18 protein-coding genes are annotated in these 20,034 nt (G+C 72.0%); 2 read left to right on the forward strand and 16 right to left on the reverse strand.

Annotated features, from left to right (window positions below; translation table 11 throughout):
- Positions 1-48 precede the first annotated feature (48 nt).
- The gene (locus E1287_RS28215) at positions 49-1,539 is read left to right on the forward strand and encodes a hypothetical protein (RefSeq protein ID WP_131968115.1); all 1,491 of its coding nucleotides are present in this window, start codon (positions 49-51) and stop codon (positions 1,537-1,539) included.
- Positions 1,540-1,553: 14 nt separating this feature from the next.
- On the opposite strand, the gene E1287_RS28220 is transcribed toward E1287_RS28215, so the two are convergent.
- From E1287_RS28220 to E1287_RS28255, 8 genes are all read right to left on the reverse strand, one after another.
- A complete protein-coding gene (locus E1287_RS28220) occupies positions 1,554-2,192 on the reverse strand; it encodes an HAD-IA family hydrolase (protein ID WP_131968116.1) in 639 nt (212 codons plus the stop codon).
- Positions 2,189-2,866 carry a ribulose-phosphate 3-epimerase gene (gene rpe, locus E1287_RS28225; RefSeq protein ID WP_131968117.1) on the reverse strand — a complete coding sequence of 226 codons (678 nt, stop codon included), beginning with the start codon at positions 2,864-2,866 and terminating at the stop codon, positions 2,189-2,191. The genes E1287_RS28220 and rpe overlap by 4 nt, the downstream gene beginning before the upstream one ends.
- Before the next feature lie 12 nt (positions 2,867-2,878).
- Positions 2,879-3,814: a phosphatase PAP2 family protein gene (locus E1287_RS28230; protein ID WP_131968118.1), complete on the reverse strand. Its 936-nt coding sequence runs from the start codon at positions 3,812-3,814 to the stop codon at positions 2,879-2,881.
- A 15-nt stretch (positions 3,815-3,829) separates the two neighbouring features.
- On the reverse strand, positions 3,830-5,236 hold the full coding sequence (locus E1287_RS28235) for a transcription antitermination factor NusB (RefSeq protein WP_131968119.1): 1,407 nt from the start codon (positions 5,234-5,236) through the stop codon (positions 3,830-3,832).
- The gene (gene fmt, locus E1287_RS28240; RefSeq protein ID WP_131968120.1) at positions 5,236-6,162 is read right to left on the reverse strand and encodes a methionyl-tRNA formyltransferase; all 927 of its coding nucleotides are present in this window, start codon (positions 6,160-6,162) and stop codon (positions 5,236-5,238) included. The genes E1287_RS28235 and fmt overlap by 1 nt, the downstream gene beginning before the upstream one ends.
- Entirely contained in the window at positions 6,163-6,708 is a 546-nt protein-coding gene (def, locus tag E1287_RS28245; protein WP_131968121.1) for a peptide deformylase, read from the reverse strand.
- A 65-nt stretch (positions 6,709-6,773) separates the two neighbouring features.
- The gene (locus tag E1287_RS28250) at positions 6,774-8,582 is read right to left on the reverse strand and encodes a hypothetical protein (protein WP_131968122.1); all 1,809 of its coding nucleotides are present in this window, start codon (positions 8,580-8,582) and stop codon (positions 6,774-6,776) included.
- A gap of 16 nt (positions 8,583-8,598) precedes the next feature.
- Positions 8,599-10,695 (reverse strand): primosomal protein N', encoded by a 2,097-nt coding sequence (locus E1287_RS28255; protein WP_131968123.1) that lies wholly within the window; start codon positions 10,693-10,695, stop codon positions 8,599-8,601.
- Between the two features lie 134 nt (positions 10,696-10,829).
- On the opposite strand from E1287_RS28255, the gene E1287_RS28260 reads away from it, so the two are divergent.
- Positions 10,830-12,497, forward strand: coding sequence for an MFS transporter (locus E1287_RS28260; RefSeq protein WP_243719488.1), 1,668 nt, complete (start codon positions 10,830-10,832; stop codon positions 12,495-12,497).
- Between the two features lie 83 nt (positions 12,498-12,580).
- On the opposite strand, the gene metK is transcribed toward E1287_RS28260, so the two are convergent.
- From metK to E1287_RS28300, 8 genes are all read right to left on the reverse strand, one after another.
- Positions 12,581-13,786, reverse strand: a complete 1,206-nt coding sequence (gene metK / locus E1287_RS28265; RefSeq protein WP_131968124.1) for a methionine adenosyltransferase — start codon at positions 13,784-13,786, stop codon at positions 12,581-12,583.
- 214 nt (positions 13,787-14,000) lie between these two features.
- Positions 14,001-15,221 (reverse strand): bifunctional phosphopantothenoylcysteine decarboxylase/phosphopantothenate--cysteine ligase CoaBC, encoded by a 1,221-nt coding sequence (gene coaBC / locus E1287_RS28270; RefSeq protein ID WP_131968125.1) that lies wholly within the window; start codon positions 15,219-15,221, stop codon positions 14,001-14,003.
- 71 nt (positions 15,222-15,292) lie between these two features.
- On the reverse strand, positions 15,293-15,547 hold the full coding sequence (gene rpoZ / locus E1287_RS28275) for a DNA-directed RNA polymerase subunit omega (protein WP_131968126.1): 255 nt from the start codon (positions 15,545-15,547) through the stop codon (positions 15,293-15,295).
- Positions 15,548-15,572: 25 nt separating this feature from the next.
- Positions 15,573-16,166 (reverse strand): guanylate kinase, encoded by a 594-nt coding sequence (gmk, locus tag E1287_RS28280; RefSeq protein WP_131968127.1) that lies wholly within the window; start codon positions 16,164-16,166, stop codon positions 15,573-15,575.
- Between the two features lie 159 nt (positions 16,167-16,325).
- A complete protein-coding gene (gene mihF, locus E1287_RS28285; RefSeq protein WP_026405770.1) occupies positions 16,326-16,652 on the reverse strand; it encodes an integration host factor, actinobacterial type in 327 nt (108 codons plus the stop codon).
- A gap of 795 nt (positions 16,653-17,447) precedes the next feature.
- Positions 17,448-18,134: an orotidine-5'-phosphate decarboxylase gene (gene pyrF / locus E1287_RS28290; RefSeq protein WP_131968128.1), complete on the reverse strand. Its 687-nt coding sequence runs from the start codon at positions 18,132-18,134 to the stop codon at positions 17,448-17,450.
- Positions 18,131-19,111 (reverse strand): dihydroorotate dehydrogenase, encoded by a 981-nt coding sequence (locus E1287_RS28295; RefSeq protein ID WP_131968129.1) that lies wholly within the window; start codon positions 19,109-19,111, stop codon positions 18,131-18,133. Before E1287_RS28295 ends, pyrF begins: the two co-directional genes overlap by 4 nt.
- Complete coding sequence (locus tag E1287_RS28300; RefSeq protein WP_131968130.1) at positions 19,108-19,995, reverse strand: dihydroorotate dehydrogenase electron transfer subunit; 888 nt, start codon at positions 19,993-19,995, stop codon at positions 19,108-19,110. Before E1287_RS28300 ends, E1287_RS28295 begins: the two co-directional genes overlap by 4 nt.
- Positions 19,996-20,034: the final 39 nt, after the last annotated feature.

Genomic DNA, 20,034 nt, shown 5'->3' on the forward strand with positions numbered 1-20,034 from the left:
GGACGAAACTCGTTGACGGAAGCCGCCGCGAATTCCGGGGGAAAGCCCATGGGCAAAGTGACCTTGTCGCCGAAAATCCTGGACGTCCTCGACTTCGGCACTCCGTCGGCCGAGCGGGACATCTCCCGGGGACTGGAGAAGTACTTCGTCGAGTCCGACGCCTACCAGCGGGTCCGGTCGGGAGCGAAGACGATCCTGATGGGGAACCGCGGGGCCGGGAAGAGCGCGATCTTCCAGGTGCTGGCCAAGCGGGAGCGGGCGGCGGGCAGCCATGTCATCGAGCTGAGCCCGGAGGACTACTCCTACGAGCTGCTCAGCTCGACGATGGAGGCCGAGCACGCGGGGTCGTGGGCGAAGCAGGGCGCCTACGCCGCCGCCTGGAAATACCTGATCTACGTGCTGGTGATGAAAGCGCTGGCGCGGAAGGGGATGCGGCTGACCAAGGGCGGCGGCCGCGAGATCTACAACTACATCCGCGACAATCACGGCGCCCATCAGCTCGGGCCGCTGTCGCTGCTGGTGTCGTATTTGAAGCGGCTCGAGGCCATCAAGCTCGGGCCGATCGAGGCGGGCCTGCGGACGCGCGAGCTGGACCGGCTCTACAAACTCGAGGAGATCCACAATCTGCTGCCCGCGCTGAAGAAGGTGCTGGACGGCCAGCGGGTGATCGTGCTCGTCGACGAGCTCGACCGCGGATGGGATTCGTCCGAGGACGCCAAGGCGTTCGTCTCGGGCCTGTTCCAGGCATGCGTGTCGATCAACGGGCTGCACAAGAACCTGCGGGTGTACGTGTCGCTGCGGCAGGAGCTGTACGACGACATCCCGGCCCTGTACGACGACGCGCAGAAGCACCGGGACCTGCTGGAGAAGATCTACTGGTCGGAGGAGTCGCTACTGGAGCTCATCGCCAAGCGGATCCGGTACTCCGCGCACGAGAAGGGCTTCGACGTTGAGGCGCTGGAACGCGCCGGTGACCGCGCCTGCTGGTCGGCGGTGTTCGCCTCGCCACCGGGCCAGGGACGGGACGCGGCGTTCCGCTACATGGTCGATCGGACTCTGTACCGGCCGAGGGAGATCATCCAGTTCTGCTCGGAGGCCCTGGCGCAGGGCAGGAGGCGCGCCTCCAAGCTGCCGGTGCCGTATTCCGCGATCGAACGGTGCGAGTACGGCTATTCAGCCGAGCGGACCAGGGACATCGCCGCCGAATACCGCTCCCAGTACCCGGGGCTCCTGAGCGTTTTCGAGGTTTTCCGAAGCCGTCCGCACACGTTCGACCGCGAAGAGCTCGAACTGCTCTGCCTGGAGCTGGCCGTCGGAGAGATCCCCACACACGGGACGGAGTCGTGGCTGCCGCACTGCTACCCGAACGACCTCATCGAGGTCCTGTGGCGGGCGGGGCTGCTCACCGCCCAGGCCAACGGGGACGGCGCCTTCCTGGGGAGCCATCAGGTCCAGCACCTCAACGTCGCGGCAGTCAAGCGCTTCCGGATCCATGAGATGTTCCGCTCGTCCCTGGGCATCGCCGCCCCGGAAGGGTGAATACGCGCTGGGTATCAGTCGTCTGCGAGGAGCAGGCCGGTCGGTGTCGACGTCACGCGCGTGAGGTGGTGGATGATTCGGTCCGCCCCGGTCAGCACCGCCGGGTCGTGGCTGGTGGTCACCGCCAGGACGGTCGCACCCGCCGCACGTCCCGCGGCTATTCCCGCAGGGGCGTCCTCGATGACGATGCAGTCTGACGGGTCCACGCCCAGGCTCCGGGCAGCCTTGAGGTAGCCGGACGGGTCTGGTTTTCCGGTCGGGACGTCCTCGGCCGTCACCACCACCTGCGGGATGGGCACGCCGGCCACCTGCGTGCGGAGTTTCAGCTGAGCCCTGTCCATCGAGGTGACGAACGCGCAGGGCAGGCCGTTCATGTTCGCCAGGAGGTCGACGGCGCCTGGAAGGGCGGTGATGCCGTCGGTGCGGACGGCCTCCAGCGCGTCCAGGCGTGCCGTGGCGTCGTGGACCTCCTCGGGCGGGAGGAAGTCGGCGACGCGGTCGACGGTGCGGCGGCCGTGGGCGTCGGAGAGGAACTCGTCCGGGTCGATGCCGTACTCGGCGGCCCATTCGCGGGCGGCCCGTTCCACGAGCGGTGTGGAGTCGACGAGGGTGCCGTCCACGTCGAACAGGACGGCGGCGCAGGGCAGGATCACCAGTTCGCCTTCGCCGTCGCTTCTTCGGCCTGGCCGCGGAGCCTGCGGACGGCCTCGGCGGGGTCGTCCGCCCCGTAGACGGCGCTGCCCGCGACGAACACGTCCGCCCCGGCCTCCGCGCAGCGCTCGATGGTCTCCGCGCTGACACCGCCGTCCACCTGGAGCCAGACGGGAAGGTCGCGGCCCTTGATGAGCTCGCGGGCGCGGCGGACCTTCGGCAGGACGACGTCCAGGAACTTCTGGCCGCCGAAGCCGGGCTCGACGGTCATCAAGAGGAGCATGTCGATTTCGCCGAGGAGGTCTTCGAAACCGTCCACGGGGGTGGCCGGATTGACGCCGAGCCCCGCCCGCGCGCCCGCGGCGCGGATGGCGCGCAGGGTGCGGATCGGCGCCTTGGCGGCCTCGGCGTGGATGGTGACGCTCTTCGCGCCGGCCTCGGCGTACTCCGGGGCCCACCGGTCGGGGTCCTCGATCATCAGGTGGCAGTCGAGCGGCAGCGCGCTGTGCTCGAGCAGTGCCTGGACGACGGGCAGTCCCAGGGTGAGGTTCGGGACGAAGTGGTTGTCCATGACGTCGACGTGGACCCAGTCGGCGGCGTCGGCGATGCGCGCGACGTCCTCGGCCAGGTGGGCGAAGTCGGCGGACAGGATGCTGGGTGCGATCTGAGGAGCCATGATGCCGCGAGTCTATTGGCGCAGTTCCGTCCGATCGTCACCCGGCCGGGTGACGGAGGGCGCGGGGCGTCCGGCCAGGCGGAGGCGGACGAACGCCTCCGGCGCGCCTGCGGTGACCCAGAGGCCGAGCACCGTCTGGACGGCGAACGTCTGGACCAGGTTCGATCCGTCCAGCAGGTAGACGGCGAAGCCTCCGGCGATGCCCACAGGGAGGCGCGCCAGGCGCTGCCAGAGCGTCCCGCCCGCATCGAACCAGCCGCGTGCTGCGAGCAGGGACAGACCGGCCAGGACTCCGCAGAATCCGCCTGTGGCCCTAGCCGATTCGATGAGCGTGATGGGTTCGGTCTGTCCTCCCGCTGCTTGGACTGCCCGGGCCCAGGCGCCCGGCCACTGCCAGTTTTCGAGCGGCTGCACCGCGCCCCAGGCGGCCGCCAGCAGCAGCAGAGACAGGACGAGAGCGAGGGTCAGCTGCACGGCCAGATGGCGGCGGGTCCACCACGGGACGATGACGGGTTCCAGCCCAAGAGCCGCTACCAGGAGGGCCACGCCGATGGCCCAGCCGCCCAGAACCTGCCCGATCGAGTGGACGCCGAGATAGACGCGGGACACCCCGATCAGAGCGACGATGACGGCCGCGCCCGCCCACAGCGGCCACCGCCTGGTCTGGGCGGCGAAAAACCCCCAGGCGACCGGGGCGTTCTGGGCGTGCCCGGACGGCATGCCGAACGACGTGTGGGACGCCTTGCCCTCGACGGTGGGGTCCGTCCAGTAGGGGCGGGGGTCGTGGAAGACCAGCTTGAGGAGCGTGTTGAGGAACGCGCTGAAAAGCAGGATGACCGTGGCCCGTGCAACCAGACGCGGAGCAGCGCACCAGAACAGGACCACGAGCAGAGGGACGTAGAACGCCGCGCTCCCCAGGAACGACACGACATGCATGAAGTCGGTCATCACGGGTCTCCCAGGTCAAGTGCGGCGCAGGAGGGCCAGGAACATCGCGTCCGTGCCGTGGCGGTGCGGCCAGAACTGTGCGTAGGGCCCGTCGCCAAGGCCGGTGAGATCGGGAGCGACGGACGCCAGGACGGCGGGGGCGTCGAGCCGTTCCACGTCGTCGCGTCCGCGCAGGACGTCGTCCACGACGACCCGCGTCTCGGCGAGGTGCGGGGAGCACGTGACGTAGGCGACCACACCGCCGGGCCGGACGGACTCCAGTGCCGCGGCGAGCAGTTTCCGCTGCAGGGCGCCCAGCTCCGCGACCGATTCGGGGCCGCGTCGCCAGCGCGCCTCTGGACGGCGGCGGAGCGCGCCCAGGCCGGTGCACGGGGCGTCCACCATGACCCGGTCGAAGGACGCGGGCCGCCATGCGGGTGCGGTGCCGTCGGCGGCGATCACGCCGGCGTGGTCGTCGACCGCGTCCCGGACGAGGCCGGCCCGGTGAGGCTGCACGTCGGCGGCCAAGAGGCGCGCATCCCGCTGGGCTGCGAGGGCGGAGAGAAGACCCGCCTTGCCTCCAGGGCCTGCGCAGAGATCCGCCCAGCGCGAGTCACGGCCGTCCAAGGGCGCCTCGATCAGGGCCAGGGCGACCATCTGGCTCGCCTCGTCCTGGACGGCGGCGCGTCCATCGCGGACGGCCGCGATCCCCGCCGGGTCACCCTCTTGCAGAAGGGCACCGTAGGGCGAGTACGGAGTAGGTTCTGCGCCCGCGTCGTACAGCTCCTGCACGGTGGCCCGGCCGGGACGGGCGACCAGGGCGACGCGGGGACGGGCGTTGTCCGCGGCGAGCAGTTCCTCGATCTCGCCGTTGCCGACGGCGTCCCGCAGCGCGGACACGATCCACTTGGGGTGGCTGTGGCGGACGGAGAGACGCGTCGTGGTGTCGGTGTCGGCGGGCGCAACGATTTCCAGCCAGGCGTCCATGTCGCGGGTGGCGACCTTGCGGAGCACCGCGTTGGCGAACTTGGCCTGTCCAGGGCCGGAGACGGAGCGCGCCAGCTCGACCGTGGTCCCCACGGCGGCGTGCGGCGGGATCCGCGTGGCGAGGATCTGGTGGGCGCCGAGGCGCAGGACGTCCAGGAGCGGCGCGTCGACGCGCCGCAGTTCGCGGTCGCTGCACAGCGCGAGCACCGCGTCGTAGGTGCCGCGGCCGCGGAGCGTGCCGTAGGTGAGCTCGGTGGCGAGGGCGGCGTCGCGGCCGGTGAGGCCCCGGTCGCGCAGGCGGCTGGGCAGCAGGAGGTTGGCGTAGGCGTCGCGCGTCTCGACGGCGCGGATCACGTCGAACGCGGTGCGCCGGACGAGGTCCTGGGGGCGGCCCGTCTTGCGCGGCCCGCCCGGCCTGCGGTTCTCGGTGCGTCGGCGGTTGCGGGCGGGAGGCATCAGTGCAGCGCGTCCTTGCCGATGGGGTTGACGCCGCGGGCCCAGTCGGCCGCGGCCATGGTGCGCTTGCCCTGCGGTTGGACTTCGCCTAGGGCGACCGGGTGCGTGGCCGTCCCGACCAGCACTTCGTTCTTTCCGGCATGCAGCTCGCCGGGCGACAGTTGGTCGGCTTCCGGAACCGGACGGACCGGCCCCAGTTTGACGCGCGTATCGCGGAAGTTCGTCCACGCGCCGGGGGCGGGCGTACAGGCGCGCACGAGGCGGTCGACGTGCTGGGCCGGGGACTTCCAGTCGACGTGACCGTCCTCGGGCGTCAGCTTGGCCGCGTGGGACACGCCCTCCGTGGACTGCGGGCGCGGCTCCAGGACGCCCGCCTCGATGCCGTTCATCGTGTCCAGCAGCAGGCTCGCACCGGCGACGGCCAGGCGGCCCAGCAGGTCGCCCGTGGTGTCGGTCGGCAGGATCGGCTCGGTGAGGACGCCGTAGACCGGGCCCGTGTCCAGCCCCTCCTCGATCTCGAACGTCGCCGCGCCGGTCACGTCGTCGCCGTGCAGGATCGCGCGCTGCACGGGCGCGGCGCCGCGCCAGGCGGGCAGCAGCGAGAAGTGCAGGTTCACCCAGCCGTGCCTGGGGATGTCGAGGGCCTCCCGTGGAAGCAGCGCCCCGTAGGCGACGACGGGGCAGCAGTCGGGCGCGATCTCGCGGAGCCGGTCGAGGAACTCGGGGTCGCGGGCCTTGGCGGGCTTGAGCACCTCGACGCCCGCCTCCGCGGCCAGCGACGCCACCGGGCTGGCGCTGAGACGCCTCCCACGGCCCGAACGCCCGTCCGGGCGGGTCACGACCGCGGCCACCTCGTGCGAGGACCCCAGAAGCGCCGTGAGGGCCGGGAGCGCGGTCTCGGGCGTCCCGGCGAAGACCAGCCGCATCTAGATCGCCTTCCCGAGGGTGCGGTGCGGCGACTCCTTGACGACCGGGGCCGGGTCGCCGAACCACTCGGCCTCCCTGATCGCCTTCATCGCGGCCTTGCGCTGCTCGGGGTCCATCCGGTCGATGAAGATCACGCCGTCGAGGTGGTCGGTCTCGTGCTGGACGCAGCGGGCCAGCAGATGCGTGCCCTCCAGCGTGATCGGCTCGCCGTGCATGTTGAAGCCCTTCGCCACGGCGCGGACGGCGCGCGGCGTAGGGAACGCCAGGCCGGGCAGGGACAGGCAGCCCTCGTCGTCGGTCTCCTGCTCGTCCGACAGGTCCAGGGTCGGGTTGACCACGTGCCCCAGCCGGTCGTCGACGTAGTAGGTGAACACCCGCAGCCCCACGCCGAGCTGCGGCGCGGCCAGGCCGGCCCCAGGAGCGTCGATCATCGTGTCGGTGAGGTCCTTGACGAGCTGGCGCAGCTCCTTGTCGAAGTCCTTCACCGGCTCCGCCGGGGTGCGCAGCACGGGGTCGCCGAAGAGGCGGATGGGCTTGACGGCCAACGAGGACTCCGTTTCGTGCGGGGCGGGGTTGCTCCGTCCAGTCTACGGAGCAACGCACGGACGTTTCACACGCTGCGGTGCGCGCCCTGGTGCGCGGAACGCGCCTTGTAGGCGGCGGTCCGGGCGGCCTTGGCGGTCGCCTTGTCGGGGTGGTGCGCGCCCAGGGCCTCCAGGACGGCGGCCACGCCGGGATGGTCGGTGCGCCACAGGTCGTCGATCATCGCCGCCATCTCCGCTCCAGGCGGCGCGTCGATGAGGGCCGCCTCGACCGCCTCCTCGGGTTCGGCGGTCTCCAGCATCCCGGCGACGGTGTCGACGAACACCCAGAGGTACTCCTCGCGCGCCAGTTCCCGTCCGGACGGGTCTCCCGCGGCGTTCAGCCAGAGCGCGGCGTAGGGCGAGACCAGCGGATGCTCCTGCGCGGCGCGGACGACGGCAGCCGCCTCGGGGCCGATGCGGTGCAGGACAGCCGCGGCGAGGTTGCGCGCGCCGGGGCCCCCCGTACGCATGACGTCCAGGAGGTCGGCGGCGGCGTCCTTGGGATCGTGGCGGGCCAGCCAGCCGTCGATCTCCTCGTCGGCCGCGTCGGGCCGGTACCAGGTGAGCCCGTCGATGAGCTCGGACGCGCGGGCCCCGGCCAGGTCTCCGACGACGGGCGCGCTGAACCCGTCCGCCAGCAGCAGCTCCCGGACGGCCCACACGCCCAGCGGCGTCAGCTCGCGTCCCTTGCCCGACTTCTCGACGACGCCCCATTCGGCGAAGGTGGCCAGTTCGAGGAAGAACGCGTCCGATACGAGCGTGGACATGGTCTCGGCGTCGGTGAGGTCGTAGGACTCTTCCACGTGATCGAGCAGTGCGCCGAGAAGCGTCTCGGGCTCGGTGGGCTCCTCCTGCTCGTACAGGTGGATGAGGACGCCCGTCATCTCGTTCTGGACGAGTTCCACCGCGTCGAGACCGTCCGCGTAGTCGTGCCCTGGGACGACCATCGCCTCGAACAGCGGGAGCCAGGCGGCGAGCAGTGTCGAGTCATCGCTGGACTGGAGACCGTCCAGGGAGGGGCCTAGTTTGGCCGTGCCGTCCTCGGCGGTGATGACCTTCGCCTCTACGGCGGCCCACCAGAGGCGTTCCAGTTCGCCCGCGTCCTCCATCTGCCCGTGGCTGCGCGGGTCCTCCAGGCCGAGCGCGACGGCTGCGGCCTCCGCGTCGGGCTCGGTGAGGGTGTCGTGCTCGGTGAGGGCGCGTTCGCCCGTCCAGCGGGCCAGGGCGAGAACGTTCTCGGTCAGGCGGGAGCGGCGCGCGGCGTCCGCCACGTCCTCCACGGGAGCGAGCCGCACAGGCGGGACGACCAGGTCCTCGACCTGCTGCAGATAGCCCTCGGTGCGCGCGTAGCGCTCCTCCTCCGGCAGCGCCTCGAAGTCGCGGATCCACGCCTCGACGGCCTCCTGGTCGTCCAGGGAGACCCCGTCGGCCTGCATCAGCCCGCCGATGACCTCCGCGGCCGCCTGCCGCTCCTCGGTGTCCATCTCGGCGACGAGGTCGGCGAACGCGGGGCCGGTGCGGTCGATCTCCGCGTCGAGGTCGGCGGCGACGGGCGCGGGCACCGCGCCGGTGTCGCGCAGGTAGGCGACGATGCGGCGGAGCGCGTCCAGGACGGTGGGAACGTCGTCGCCGCCCGCGACCACGGACTCCGGGAACACGCTCAGGAGCAGCTCGCGGAGCGCCTCGGGGGTCAGCGCCGCCGGGCCCGCCAGGCCCATCTCCTCCCGCAGGAGTTCGAGCAGGATGCGCGCGCCCTGCTCGTCCAGCGCCTCGCCGCGCTCGTCCGCCCACCGCCGCAGGTCGCCGGCGGTGGTCTCCACCCAGTTCTCAGCCACCCGAGAACCCTATTGGTCAGATCAGCTCCAGTGGGTCGATCTGGACCCGCACTGTCTCCGCCGTCTTGCGCGCGCTGCGCACGCCCTGAGCCTCCTTCAACGCGCGCGCCAGGGCGTGCCCCGCGGCCCTGGGCACCCGTATCAGCGCACGCTCTTTCTCCTGCACATCGGCCCCCGGAACGGGCGCGGAAGGGACGGGCACAGGACCGAGCACCTCGGCCCCATCGGGCAGCCTTGCATCGGCCAAGAGTTCGCGTATGGCGGCGGGTGTCGCGGTCAGCGACGCCATCCGTGCGGCAGGCGGGAAACCCACCTCCTTGCGTTCCGCCAGTTCCCGCTCCGCATAGGTGACCGGGTCCCACCGGACGAGCGCCTGGACGGGCGGCAGCGACCCCTCCGCGGCCACCACGACGGGACCCTGCGGCCGGACGAGCGACGCCGCGTTCATCCAGCGCCGCAGCGTCTCCTCTCCGGCACGCAGATCGGGGCGTCCGAGCAGCACCCAGCCGTCCAGCAGCAGCGCGGCGCTGTATCCGCCTTCCGCGGGCGGCTCGGCCCCCGGCGTGGACACCACGAGAGCGCGTTCCGGGCCGAGCCGTTCGAGAATCGAATCCCGTCCGGAGGTGCGGACGGGCACGCCGGGGAACGCTCTGCCCAATTCCTCCGCCGTCCGCTTTGCACCGACCACCACGGCACGCACATGGACGAACCCGCACTCTGGGCACCGCCAGTCACCCGCGATGCGCCCGCACCAGCGGCAGTAGGGCGCCGCGTGGGACGACGACAGCGACAGTGGGCCCTGGCACGCCGCGCACTGGGCGGGTGTACGGCACCGCCCGCACGCGATGGCCGGGACGTACCCCCGCCTGGGAACCTGCACCAGGACGGGCCCCTCCCCCAGGGCCTGCCGCGCGGCCTCGAACGCTACGTTCGGCAGGCGCGCGCTACGGGCGGCGGCGTCGCGGGCGAGCTGCGCGTCCTCTCCCACGTACCGGACGCGGGGCATCGCCGTCCGGACACGTTCCCGGTCGGCCGTGAGCGAGTGCGCCCAGCCGGACTCAACGAGCTGGGTGGCGTCGGTGGTCCTGGTGAACCCTCCGATGAGCGCTCCGGCGTTCGCCCTATGCGCGCGCAGGGCGAGGACGTCGCGCGCATGCGGGTACGGGGCGTGCGGCTCTGCGTGGACGTCGTCGCCGTCGTCCCACAGCACGGCCAGGCCGAGGTCGGCGACGGGAGCGAACATGGCGGCGCGCGTGCCGACGACCGCCCGTGCGGTACCGCGCAGGACGGCCAGCCATCTCCGGTAGCGCTCCGCAGGGCCCAATTCCGCCGTCAGCGCGACGTGGACGCCCTCCCCCAGCTCGGCCTTGAGCGCGGTGTCCATCCGGGCCACGTCGCGGCCGTCGGCCACGACGACCAACGCGCCGCGCCCACTGCGGTGGGTCACCGCGACGGCCTGCGCTACGGCCGCCGTCCAGTCAAGGCCGGGCAGCGCCGTCCAGACGGCCCGCGGCGCCCTGCCATCGGCCAACGCACTGAGGAAAGACGGCCCGGCCGGATAGTCGCTCCAAGCACCGGAGCCCCCCGTACCGGACGGTTCGCCCCCAGCGTCGCCGGACGCCACCACAGGTTCCGCTTCCACACGCGCATGCCGTGGCGGGACGGCCAGCCGCAGCACATCGGCGAACGTACCGGCGTAACGGTCGGCCACCTCCCGGATCAGCGCGGCGACCTCCGGGGTGAGGACCGCCTCGGACGACGTGACCCGCTCCAGAAAGAGCAGCTTCCCCTCGTGCTCGCTCTCGGCGACCCGTTCCAGAACGAACCCGTCGACGAGCTGGCCCGCGAACCGCACCCTCACCCGGCACCCGGGCACCGTCTTGGCGTCCAGCTCGGCCGGCACCAGGTAGTCGAACGGACGATCCAGATGCGGCAGGGACATGTCGACCGCGATCCGCGCGACGGGCAGCGCCTCGGCCGGACGGCGCGCCCCCTTCTTCCGCGCCTTGCCCGGCTTACCCCCCTTGCCCGGCTTCTCCGCCTTCCCCGGGGACGTTGGCGGCAGCTCGTCCAGCCCCGGGATCAGGTCAGTTCCGCCGCCGTCCTTGGTCACGCCCCCGTCCTACCAGATCAACCCGACAGCCGATCGCGCACGCTAGGGTTGACCCATTCGTACGGGGCGCGCATCCGTTGGCCCATTGCCCGATCCCTTCTGCGCCCTCGCCGTCCGACGAGCCCGTGCAGGCGATGACCACAGCGCATACTCAAGAACGGGCGGACGCCCAGGCCCGGCATGGGTCGTCGCGCCGTTCCCCAGGCCCCTCGTCCCCCGCCTCCTGGAAGAAGTGGGCCCGCCATCCGGTGGTGGCCGCCACGGTCGCGGCGGCCGTCCTCCACCTGGTGTGGGCTCTGTTCCTGGCGACCGAGGGCGGCGACCTCGCCGCCCAGGCCGCCTGGACCGACTTCGCCTGGAAGCACCCGACCGCGGCTTACAGCTTCGCCTGGTACGGCGGAATGCACCCCGCCTCCTACAGCGTCATGTCGCCGTACCTCATGGCGCTGTTCGGCATACGCACGGTCGCCGTGGTGTCCGGCACGCTCTCCGCCGCCCTCACGGCGTACCTGCTGCGGCGCTTCAAGGCGCCCGTGGCCCTGCCCGCGTCCCTCTGGGCCGCGTTCGCCCTCTCCTGCAACGCGGCGTCGGGACGGGTCACGTTCGGCCTCGGCCTTACGTTCGCGCTCATGGCGACGATCGTGGCGTTCACCCCGCGCGGCACACCCGCCCTGCGCGCAGCGGGGATGGTGGGCCTCGGCCTGCTGTCCACGCTCGCGAGCCCCGTCGCGGGCCTGTTCCTCATGGTGCTGGCCGCCGCGCTGTTCCTCACCGGACGCCGCCGCGCCGGGATCTGCCTCGCCGCCGGCCCTCCCGTCGTGGTCGGGACGACCAGCCTGCTGTTCCCGTTCAGCGGTGAACAGCCGATCTCGCTCGGCGCCATCGTCCTGCCCACCGTGGCCGGCGTCATCGCCATGCTGACCTGCGCGCCGCGCGGCTGGAGGCTCGTCCGCGTCGCCGCCGGCGTGTACCTGGCCGGGATCCTGCTGACCTGGCTGGTCCCGTCACCGGTCGGCAGCAACGTCGAACGCCTCTCGCTCCTGTTCGGCGGGATGTTCCTGCTGTCCGCCGTGGCACGCGCGCACGGGCGCGTCCGCATCGCCGTGCTGTCCGCCGCGTTCATCGTCACCGCGTCCTGGCAGGTCATCAAGCCCGTCGACGACCTGATCCACACCGAGCCCGCGGCGCGGGCCGCCGGGAACGCCAGCGGCCTCATCGCCGAGCTGAAGGCCGTCGGGGCGGACGACGCGCGCATCGAGGTCGTCCCGCTGCGGTCCCACTGGGAGTCGTCCGGGCTGAGCCGCCATTTCGTCCTGGCGCGGGGCTGGAACCGCCAGGTCGACGCGGAACGCCACGAGCTGTTCTACGAGGACGGCGCGTTGACGGCCGATTCCTACCGCGACTGGCTGCACGAGTGGGCGGTGCAGTACGTCGTCCTGCCCGAGCAGGAGACGGACTGGTCCGCCAGGGACGAGGCCGCCCTCGTCGAAGGCGGCCAGCCCTACCTGACGGAGATCTGGCGCGACGAGCACTGGCGCCTGTTCCGCGTCCTCCGCTCGACGCCTCTGGTCGACCGGCCCGCGTCCGTCGGCAAGCTGGACGCCGGTCAGCTCGTCATCGACATGCCGTCCAGCGGATCCGTCCTGGTCCGCGTCTCCTGGTCGCCGTGGCTCAGGGTGTCGGGCGGGAGCGCCTGCCTGGCGCGCGCGGGCGATTTCGTCCGGCTGACGGCGGACAGGCCCGGCCGCTACACCATCGCGGCCCGCTACAACCTCAGCCGCGGCGAACCCTGCGACTCCTGACCGTCACAGCGAGACGCAGACGAACGCACACAGAAAAGCCCTGGGGACGAACAGTCCCCAGGGCCTTCTGTCGTTCTGGACGGTTACAGACCGGCGGCGGAAGCGAGGTCCTTGGCGCGGTCGGTCGACTCCCAGGAGAAGTCGGGCAGCTCCCGGCCGAAGTGCCCGTAGGCGGCCGTCTGCTGGTAGATCGGGCGGAGCAGGTCGAGATCGCGGACGATCGCGGCAGGACGCAGGTCGAACACGTCCGCGATCGCCTTCTCGATCGCCTCGGGGGCGACCTTCTCGGTGCCGAACGTCTCCACGAACACGCCGACCGGGTGCGCCTTGCCGATCGCGTAGGCGACCTGGACCTCGGCGCGGTCGGCGAGCTGCGCCGCGACGATGTTCTTGGCGACCCACCGCATCGCGTACGCGGCGGACCGGTCGACCTTGGACGGGTCCTTGCCGGAGAACGCGCCGCCGCCGTGCCGGGCCATGCCGCCGTAGGTGTCCACGATGATCTTGCGGCCGGTGAGGCCGGCGTCGCCCATCGGGCCGCCGATCTCGAAGCGGCCGGTGGGGTTGACCAGCAGCCGGTACCCGTCGGTGTCGAGGTCGAAGCCGGCCAGCACCGGGTCGACGACGTGCTCCTTGACGTCCGGGGTCAGCAGCTCCTTGAGGTCGATGTCCGGGGCGTGCTGGCTGGACACGACGACGGTGTCGAGGCGGACGCCGCGGTCGCCGTCGTACTCGATCGTGACCTGCGTCTTGCCGTCGGGCCGCAGGTAGGGGACGTCGCCGTTCTTGCGGACCGCCGACAGCCGCTGCGCGAGCCGGTGCGCCAGCGTGATCGGCAGCGGCATCAGCTCGGGCGTCTCGTTGGTGGCGTAGCCGAACATCAGGCCCTGGTCGCCGGCGCCCTGCCGGTCCAGGTCGTCGCCCTGCTTGTCGCGGTCCTCGCCCTCGCGGGTCTCGTAGGCGTCGTCGACGCCCTGCGCGATGTCGGGCGACTGCGCGCCGATGGACACCGACACGCCGCAGGAGTGGCCGTCGAAGCCCTTCTTGGACGAGTCGTAGCCGATCTCCAGGATCTTCTCCCGGATGACGCCCGGGATGTCCACATAGGTCTCGGTGGTGACCTCACCGGCCACATGCACCTGACCGGTCGTGATCATCGTCTCGACGGCGACCCGGCTCTTCGGGTCGTCCTTCAGCATCGAGTCGAGGATCGCGTCGCTGATCTGGTCCGCGATCTTGTCCGGATGTCCTTCGGTGACGGACTCGGAGGTGAACAGGCGGCGAGACACGTACGTGCACTCCTTGCAGCGGCTGCTGACTGTCGTCGCAGAATGGATATGTGTTCGGGTTCGGCGGGGAAGGCCCCCTGCCCCACAGGTACTAATGCCGAAGTCTAGCGGGATCGTCGCGGAGCGGATCTCGAAACGTGCTCGTTAACGGCTAGATGTCCTGGTAGGGCGGAGCCGCACGCCCGGACGTGCGGCCCTGGCGGGGCGGGCGCCGTCAATCGGGCGACCGGGGTTCGAGGCGGGCCGCGACGAGATCCCAGACGATCTCGGCGAGCGCCTCCTTGGGGCCGCGGGGCACCTCGGTCGCGGAGCCGTCCGCGCCGAGGACGACGGCCGCGTTGTCGGGCCGTCCGAAGGTCATCTCCTCGCCGACCTGGTTGACGACGAGCAGATCGCTGCGCTTGCGGGCGAGCTTGGCGCGCCCGTTCGCGAGCACGTCGTCGGTCTCGGCGGCGAAACCGACGATCACCTGGCCGGGGCGGCGGGTCTCGCCGAGCTCGGCCAGGATGTCGGGGTTCTTGACGAGCCGGATCGGCTCGGGCTCCGCCCCCTCCGCCTTCTTGATCTTCGAGCCCTGGTAGCCGGCGGGGCGGAAGTCGGCGACGGCGGCGGCCATGACGACCGCGTCGGCGTCGCCTGCGGCGGACAGGACGGCCTTGCGCATCTCCTCGGTCGACCCGACGGCGACGATGCCGGCGCCCGCCGGGTCGGGCAGGGCGACGTTGGCGGCCACGAGCGTCACCCGCGCGCCGCGGGCCACGGCCGTCCTGGCGAGCGCGTAGCCCTGCAGCCCGGACGAGCGGTTCCCGATGAAGCGGACGGGGTCGATCGCCTCCCGGGTGCCGCCGGCGGAGACGAGGACGTGCCGTCCGGCCAGGTCGAGGCCGGCGGCGCCGCGGGCCAGGACGTGCCGGGCGACCTCGAACAGCTCGGCCGGGTCGGGCAGCCGGCCGGGACCGGTGTCCGTGCCGGTGAGCCGCCCGGACGCGGGCTCGATCACGACGGCGCCGCGGGCCCGCAGCGTCGCGACGTTCGCGCGGGTCGCCGGGTGGTCCCACATCTCGGTGTGCATCGCGGGCGCGAACACGACCGGGCATCGGGCGGTGAGCAGGGTGGTGGTGAGCAGGTCGTCCGCCAGCCCCTGCGCGGCACGGGCGAGCAGATCGGCGGTGGCGGGCGCGACGAACACCAGGTCGGCGCCCTGGCCGAGCCGGACGTGCGGCACGCCGGCGACGCCGTCCCACACGCTGGTCGAGACCGGGCGGCCGGACAGGGCGGCCCAGGTCGGCTCGCCGACGAAGCGGAGCGCGTCCTCGGTCGGGACGACGGTGACGTCGTGGCCCGACTCGGTGAGCCGCCGGAGCAGCTCGCACGCCTTGTAGGCGGCGATGCCGGCACTCACGCCCAGGACGACGCGCGGCTTTGGGGAGGTCATGCGGTCACTGTCGCATCAGGCGCCGGACGCGGACGCGCCGGGGGTCCGGGAACGCGGCCCCGGCGGGGCGCTCAGCCCTCGATGGGCTCGGCGTTCAGGAGGCCTTCGCGCGTCTCCCGCAGGGCGATCGACAGCGGCTTCTCCTGGACCTGCGTCTCGACGAGCGGGCCGACGTACTCCAGCAGGCCCTCGCCCAGCTGGGCGTAGTAGGCGTTGATCTGGCGTGCGCGCTTGGCCGCGATGCTCACGAGGCCGTACTTGGTGTCGACGACTTCGAGGAGCTCGTCGATCGACGGGTTGGTGATGCCCTCACTGCTGGGTGCCACTCGGTGGCCTTCCGATAGGTCGCGACTAGTGAACAGCCATCAAGGCTAGCAGCTCTTCGCACACGTCCTGGACGGACGTGTTGACGAGCGTGACGTCGAACTCCTTCTCGGCGGCGAGTTCGACGCGGGCGGCGTCGAGCCGCCGCTCGATCACCTCGGGGGGCTCGGTGCCGCGCCCGGTGAGGCGGCGGACGAGCTCCTCCCAGCCGGGCGGCGCGAGGAACACCAGGCGGGCCTCCGGCATGGACCGGCGGACCTGGCGGGCGCCCTGCAGGTCGATCTCCAGGAGCACCGGCTCGCCGCGGGCGAGCCGCTCCTCGACGGGCCGGCGCGGGGTGCCGTAGCGGTTCCCCGCGAACTCGGCCCATTCGAGGAGCTCCCCTTCGGCGACGAGCCGGTCGAAACCGGCGTCGTCGACGAAGAAGTACTGCACACCGTGGGTTTCACCCGGCCGGGGGGACCGGGTGGTCACCGAGACCGACAGCCACACCCGGGGGTGCGATCGCCGGATCTCGGCGACGACCGTGCTCTTGCCGACGCCCGACGGCCCGGAGAGGACCGTCAGCCGCCGCGCGAGCGGGTCATGCGATTCGGAGCCTTCCGGCGCTTGGTCGGCCATTCTCATCCGGCCTGTCCGCAGAGGCGTGGCCTGCGCGGGCCTGCCGGGGACGGGAAGCGGTCGACGGCTGCACCGGGGTCGGACGGGATGGAGCCGGATCCGGGTCGCCCCGGCCCGGCCGCGGCGGTCTGGCCGCCGCGCCCGCCCGTGAGTCGTGCGTCAGCGGTTCGCACTTCCGCCGAACTCACGCTCCAGGGACGCGCGCTGGTTCGCGCCGAGACCCCGCACACGGCGGGATTCGGCGATTCCCAGACGCTCCATGATCTGCTTCGCACGGACCTTGCCCACACCGGGCAGCGATTCCAAGAGGGCCGACACCTTCATCTTTCCGATGACGTCGTCGGACTGACCCTCTTTGAGAACCTCGGCGAGCGAGGTTCCCCCGTGCTTGAGCCGATTCTTAACCTCGGCCCGCTCTTTGCGCGCCTTGGCAGCCTTCTCCAAGGCTGCGGCGCGCTGTTCGGGGGTTAGGGGCGGAAGAGCCACGCCGGGTCACCTCAGGTTTCCACTCGACGGAGTCGGACGGGTTGGGAAACTAGCGAGTTCACCGCCCATTAGGCAACGTGAAGTGCCGTTTAGCCCGCCATAAATTCGCGAAAATCACTCATCGGAGTGTCCTGAATACAGAGTGTACACAACTCGGACCGCTCGGCGGCGCATCCCCCCGCCTTGCTGGGACTTTCGCATGATCGTGAAAATCCCCCCTTTCTGACCCCATATGCGGCATTCGGTACCGGTTTTCCGGGGCCGTCCGAGGCCCGCCGGGGTGCCCCCGGCGACGCCCCGCCGGGCGTCCAGCGGCCCGGCCGCGCGGGGCGCCGGCGGCTCCTGTGAGGTCCCCCACAAACCGTCCCGACCGAGTGACGCTCGTCACGCCGTGCCGTTCCGCACGTCGCGGCGGCCTCGCAACTGCCATCCTCGACAACGCGCCACCCGCCAAGATCGTCCTCTTCTCCCGGAGGCACACCGCCCGCAGCAGCTCCCCCGCCCACCGCCAGGGCACCCACACGGACGCGGAACCACCGCCGGTGGCACCGGAGGCGTCCCCGGGCGTGAATCGTCGCTCCGCGTGAACGAGTTCGATCGTTCAGTACGTTCGGCAATGCCGAATCGTCGGCCGCTCTGCATTGTTTATTGCAGTGGTCTCCTCCATCGGCCATGACGGGACGCGATCGCGACGGTTTTGGTTGTTGCGGGATGCGGCAGTGGCTGATGTTGTCGCGAACCGCGCTCACGCCATTTGTGGTCATTGTGGTCATACGCGCCTGGACGGCTTCCGGCTCATACGCGCCTTAGGGCGGCGGCTATGGCGGCGGCCGCGGCGCCGGGGTCGGGGGCGCCGGTGATGGGGCGGCCGATGACCAGGAGGTCGGCGCCGGCGGCCAGGGCGTCCTCGGGGGTGGCGACGCGGGCCTGGTCCTGGTTGGCGGCGCCGGCGGGGCGGACGCCGGGGGTGATGAGCGTGATGCCGGGGCCGACCTCGGCGCGGACGGCGGCCGCCTCCTGGGGCGAGCAGACCAGGGCCTGGGCGCCCGCCTCGACGGCCAGGACGGCCAGGCGGCGCACGGCGTCCGGGGCGGGTCCCGCGAGGCCGAGGGAGGTGAGATCGGCCTCAGAGAGCGACGTCAGGACCGTCACGGCGGCGATCTTGGCGGCGGGGGCGGCCTCGACGGCGGCGCGGATCATGGCGGGGCCGCCGGCGGCGTGCACGGTCAGGTAGGACGGCTTGAGGCGGGCGACGGCGCGGGCGGCGCCGCGGACGGTGGCCGGGATGTCGTGCAGCTTGAGGTCCAGGAAGACTTGGACGCGGCTGGCGCCCCGGACGCTGGCGACGACGTCCGGCCCGTACCGCAGGTAGAGCTCCAGGCCAACCTTGACGGTGGAGACGTGCGGGGTCACGAGCGTGGCCCAGCGCGCGGCCGTCTCCAGGTCGGGCGCGTCCAGCGCGACGGCGATGGGGGCGGTCACAGCGTCTCCTTCTCGGGCTCTTCCGGGCGCACCTGCGGCGGGACGTACCCGGCGGGCTTGTGCGCGAGGCCGACGGCGTCGGCGAGGCGGCCGATGCGGCGGGCCGCCAGGGCCTCCTCCAGCTCGCGCAGGACGCGCGGGGCGGCCGAGGGGTCGTGGAAGGCGGCGGTGCCGACGGCGACGGCGGAGGCGCCGGCGAGGATGAACTCCAGCGCGTCCAGGCCGGTGGCGACGCCGCCGACGCCGATGATCGGCGTGCCGGGCAGCGCGGCGTGCACCTGGTAGACGCAGCGGACCGCGACGGGCCGGACGGCGGGCCCGGACAGGCCGCCCGACACGCCGGTGAGGGCGGGCCGGAGCGTGCGCGGGTCGATCGCCATGGCCTCGATGGTGTTGATCAGGGTGAGGCCGTCGGCGCCCGCGTCGACGCAGGCCAGCGCTATGCCGACGATGTCGGTCACGTCGGGGGCGAGCTTGGCGAAGACGGGCGTGCCGGGCCGGCAGTGGCCGCGGACGGCGCGGACGACGGACGCCGCGGCGGACGGGTGCCAGGCGAACATGCGGCCGCGGTCCTCGACGTTCGGGCAGGCGATGTTGACCTCGATCGCGGCGACGCCCGGGACGTCGCGGAGGCGGCGCGCCAGATCGCCGTATTCGTCGACGCTGTTGCCGGCGACGGACACGATCGTCCGGACGTCCTGCTCGATGAGCCACGGAAGCTCGTTTTCCAGGAAAGTCTCCACTCCGGGCCCCGGAAGGCCCATTGCGGTCAACAAACCGGAGGGGGTTTCGGTCACGCGAGGAGTGGGCCGTCCCGCGCGCGCTTGGGGCATCACGGAGGTCGTGACGAACGCTCCAAGGCGGGAGAGGTCGAAGAACTGGGCGAGCTCGCGTCCCGTCCCGCCGCACCCGGAAGCCGTCATGACGGGGTTGGGCAGTTCCAGGGGCCCGAGGGTGGTCCTGACGCGGTCGCTCACTGGGAGCCCCCCTCGGAGACGCTCAGGACGCGCGGCGCGCCGAGCGCGTCGAACGGGATCGTGCCGAGGTCGCCCCAGCGGACGAGGTCGCCGCGCAGGACGGGCCCGTCCGCGCATGCGCGGATCATCCGGGTCACGCCGTCCTCGCCGTGGACGGGGAGCATGCACGTCATGCACACGCCGATGCCGCACGCGCCCGTCCGCTGCAGGAACTCTTCGACGGACACCTGGGACGGGAGGCCGAAGTCGGTGGCGACCTGTGTTACCGAACGGAGCAGGGCGGTGGGGCCGCAGCCGTAGACGACGTCCGAGCCCGTCTCCTCGATCACGCGGGGCAGGACGTCACGGACGCTGCCCTTCTCCCCCATCGACCCGTCGTCGGTGGCGACGGTCGCGCTGTCGCCTATGCGCTGCGCCATGCGGGAGCCGAACACCTGCTTGGCGGACGGCCCGCCCAGCACGAAGTGCACCTGGCAGCCGCGCCGCAGCAGCGTGTCGGCGAGCGCGAACACGGCCGCGCCGCCGGGTCCGCCGCCGACGAGCAGGCAGCTGACGGGGTCGCGGGGCAGGCGGAACGGGCGGCCGAGCGGTCCGACGAGGTCGATCTGGTCGCGGGAGCGGCGTCCGGCGAGCCAGGCGGTGCCGGGCTCGGTGTCGGCGAAGACCAGCTCGACAGTGCCGCCGTAGTCGGACTTGACCTCGTGCACCCCGAAGCAGCGGCGGATCAGCCGGGACGTGTGCTCGCCGCCGACGGCTAGGGCCACGAACTGGCCGGGCCTGAACCGCTCGGCGATGGCGGGGGCCACCAGCGTCATCGCGTGGTAGTCCTGCACCTGGCGGACCGTCAGGACCGTCGCCGACGTCTGCACCGGCGTGTCGGACACCCGTCTCCCTCTCCTCGTCGCGTGCGGGCGGCGGACGGC

Origin of the sequence: Actinomadura sp. KC06 (genome assembly GCF_004348735.1) — a bacterium.
Taxonomy (GTDB): Bacteria; Actinomycetota; Actinomycetes; order Streptosporangiales; family Streptosporangiaceae; genus Spirillospora.

Excerpts from the sequence above, each read along its gene's own strand:
- E1287_RS28215 (WP_131968115.1), top strand. The coding sequence starts at position 49 with ATGGGCAAAGTGACCTTGTCGCCGAAAATCCTGGACGTCCTCGACTTC.
- rpe (WP_131968117.1), bottom strand. The coding sequence starts at position 2,866 with ATGGCTCCTCAGATCGCACCCAGCATCCTGTCCGCCGACTTCGCCCAC.
- E1287_RS28230 (WP_131968118.1), bottom strand. The coding sequence starts at position 3,814 with ATGACCGACTTCATGCATGTCGTGTCGTTCCTGGGGAGCGCGGCGTTC.
- E1287_RS28235 (WP_131968119.1), bottom strand. The coding sequence starts at position 5,236 with ATGCCTCCCGCCCGCAACCGCCGACGCACCGAGAACCGCAGGCCGGGC.
- fmt (WP_131968120.1), bottom strand. The coding sequence starts at position 6,162 with ATGCGGCTGGTCTTCGCCGGGACGCCCGAGACCGCGCTCCCGGCCCTC.
- E1287_RS28260 (WP_243719488.1), top strand. The coding sequence starts at position 10,830 with ATGACCACAGCGCATACTCAAGAACGGGCGGACGCCCAGGCCCGGCAT.
- coaBC (WP_131968125.1), bottom strand. The coding sequence starts at position 15,221 with ATGACCTCCCCAAAGCCGCGCGTCGTCCTGGGCGTGAGTGCCGGCATC.
- gmk (WP_131968127.1), bottom strand. The coding sequence starts at position 16,166 with ATGGCCGACCAAGCGCCGGAAGGCTCCGAATCGCATGACCCGCTCGCG.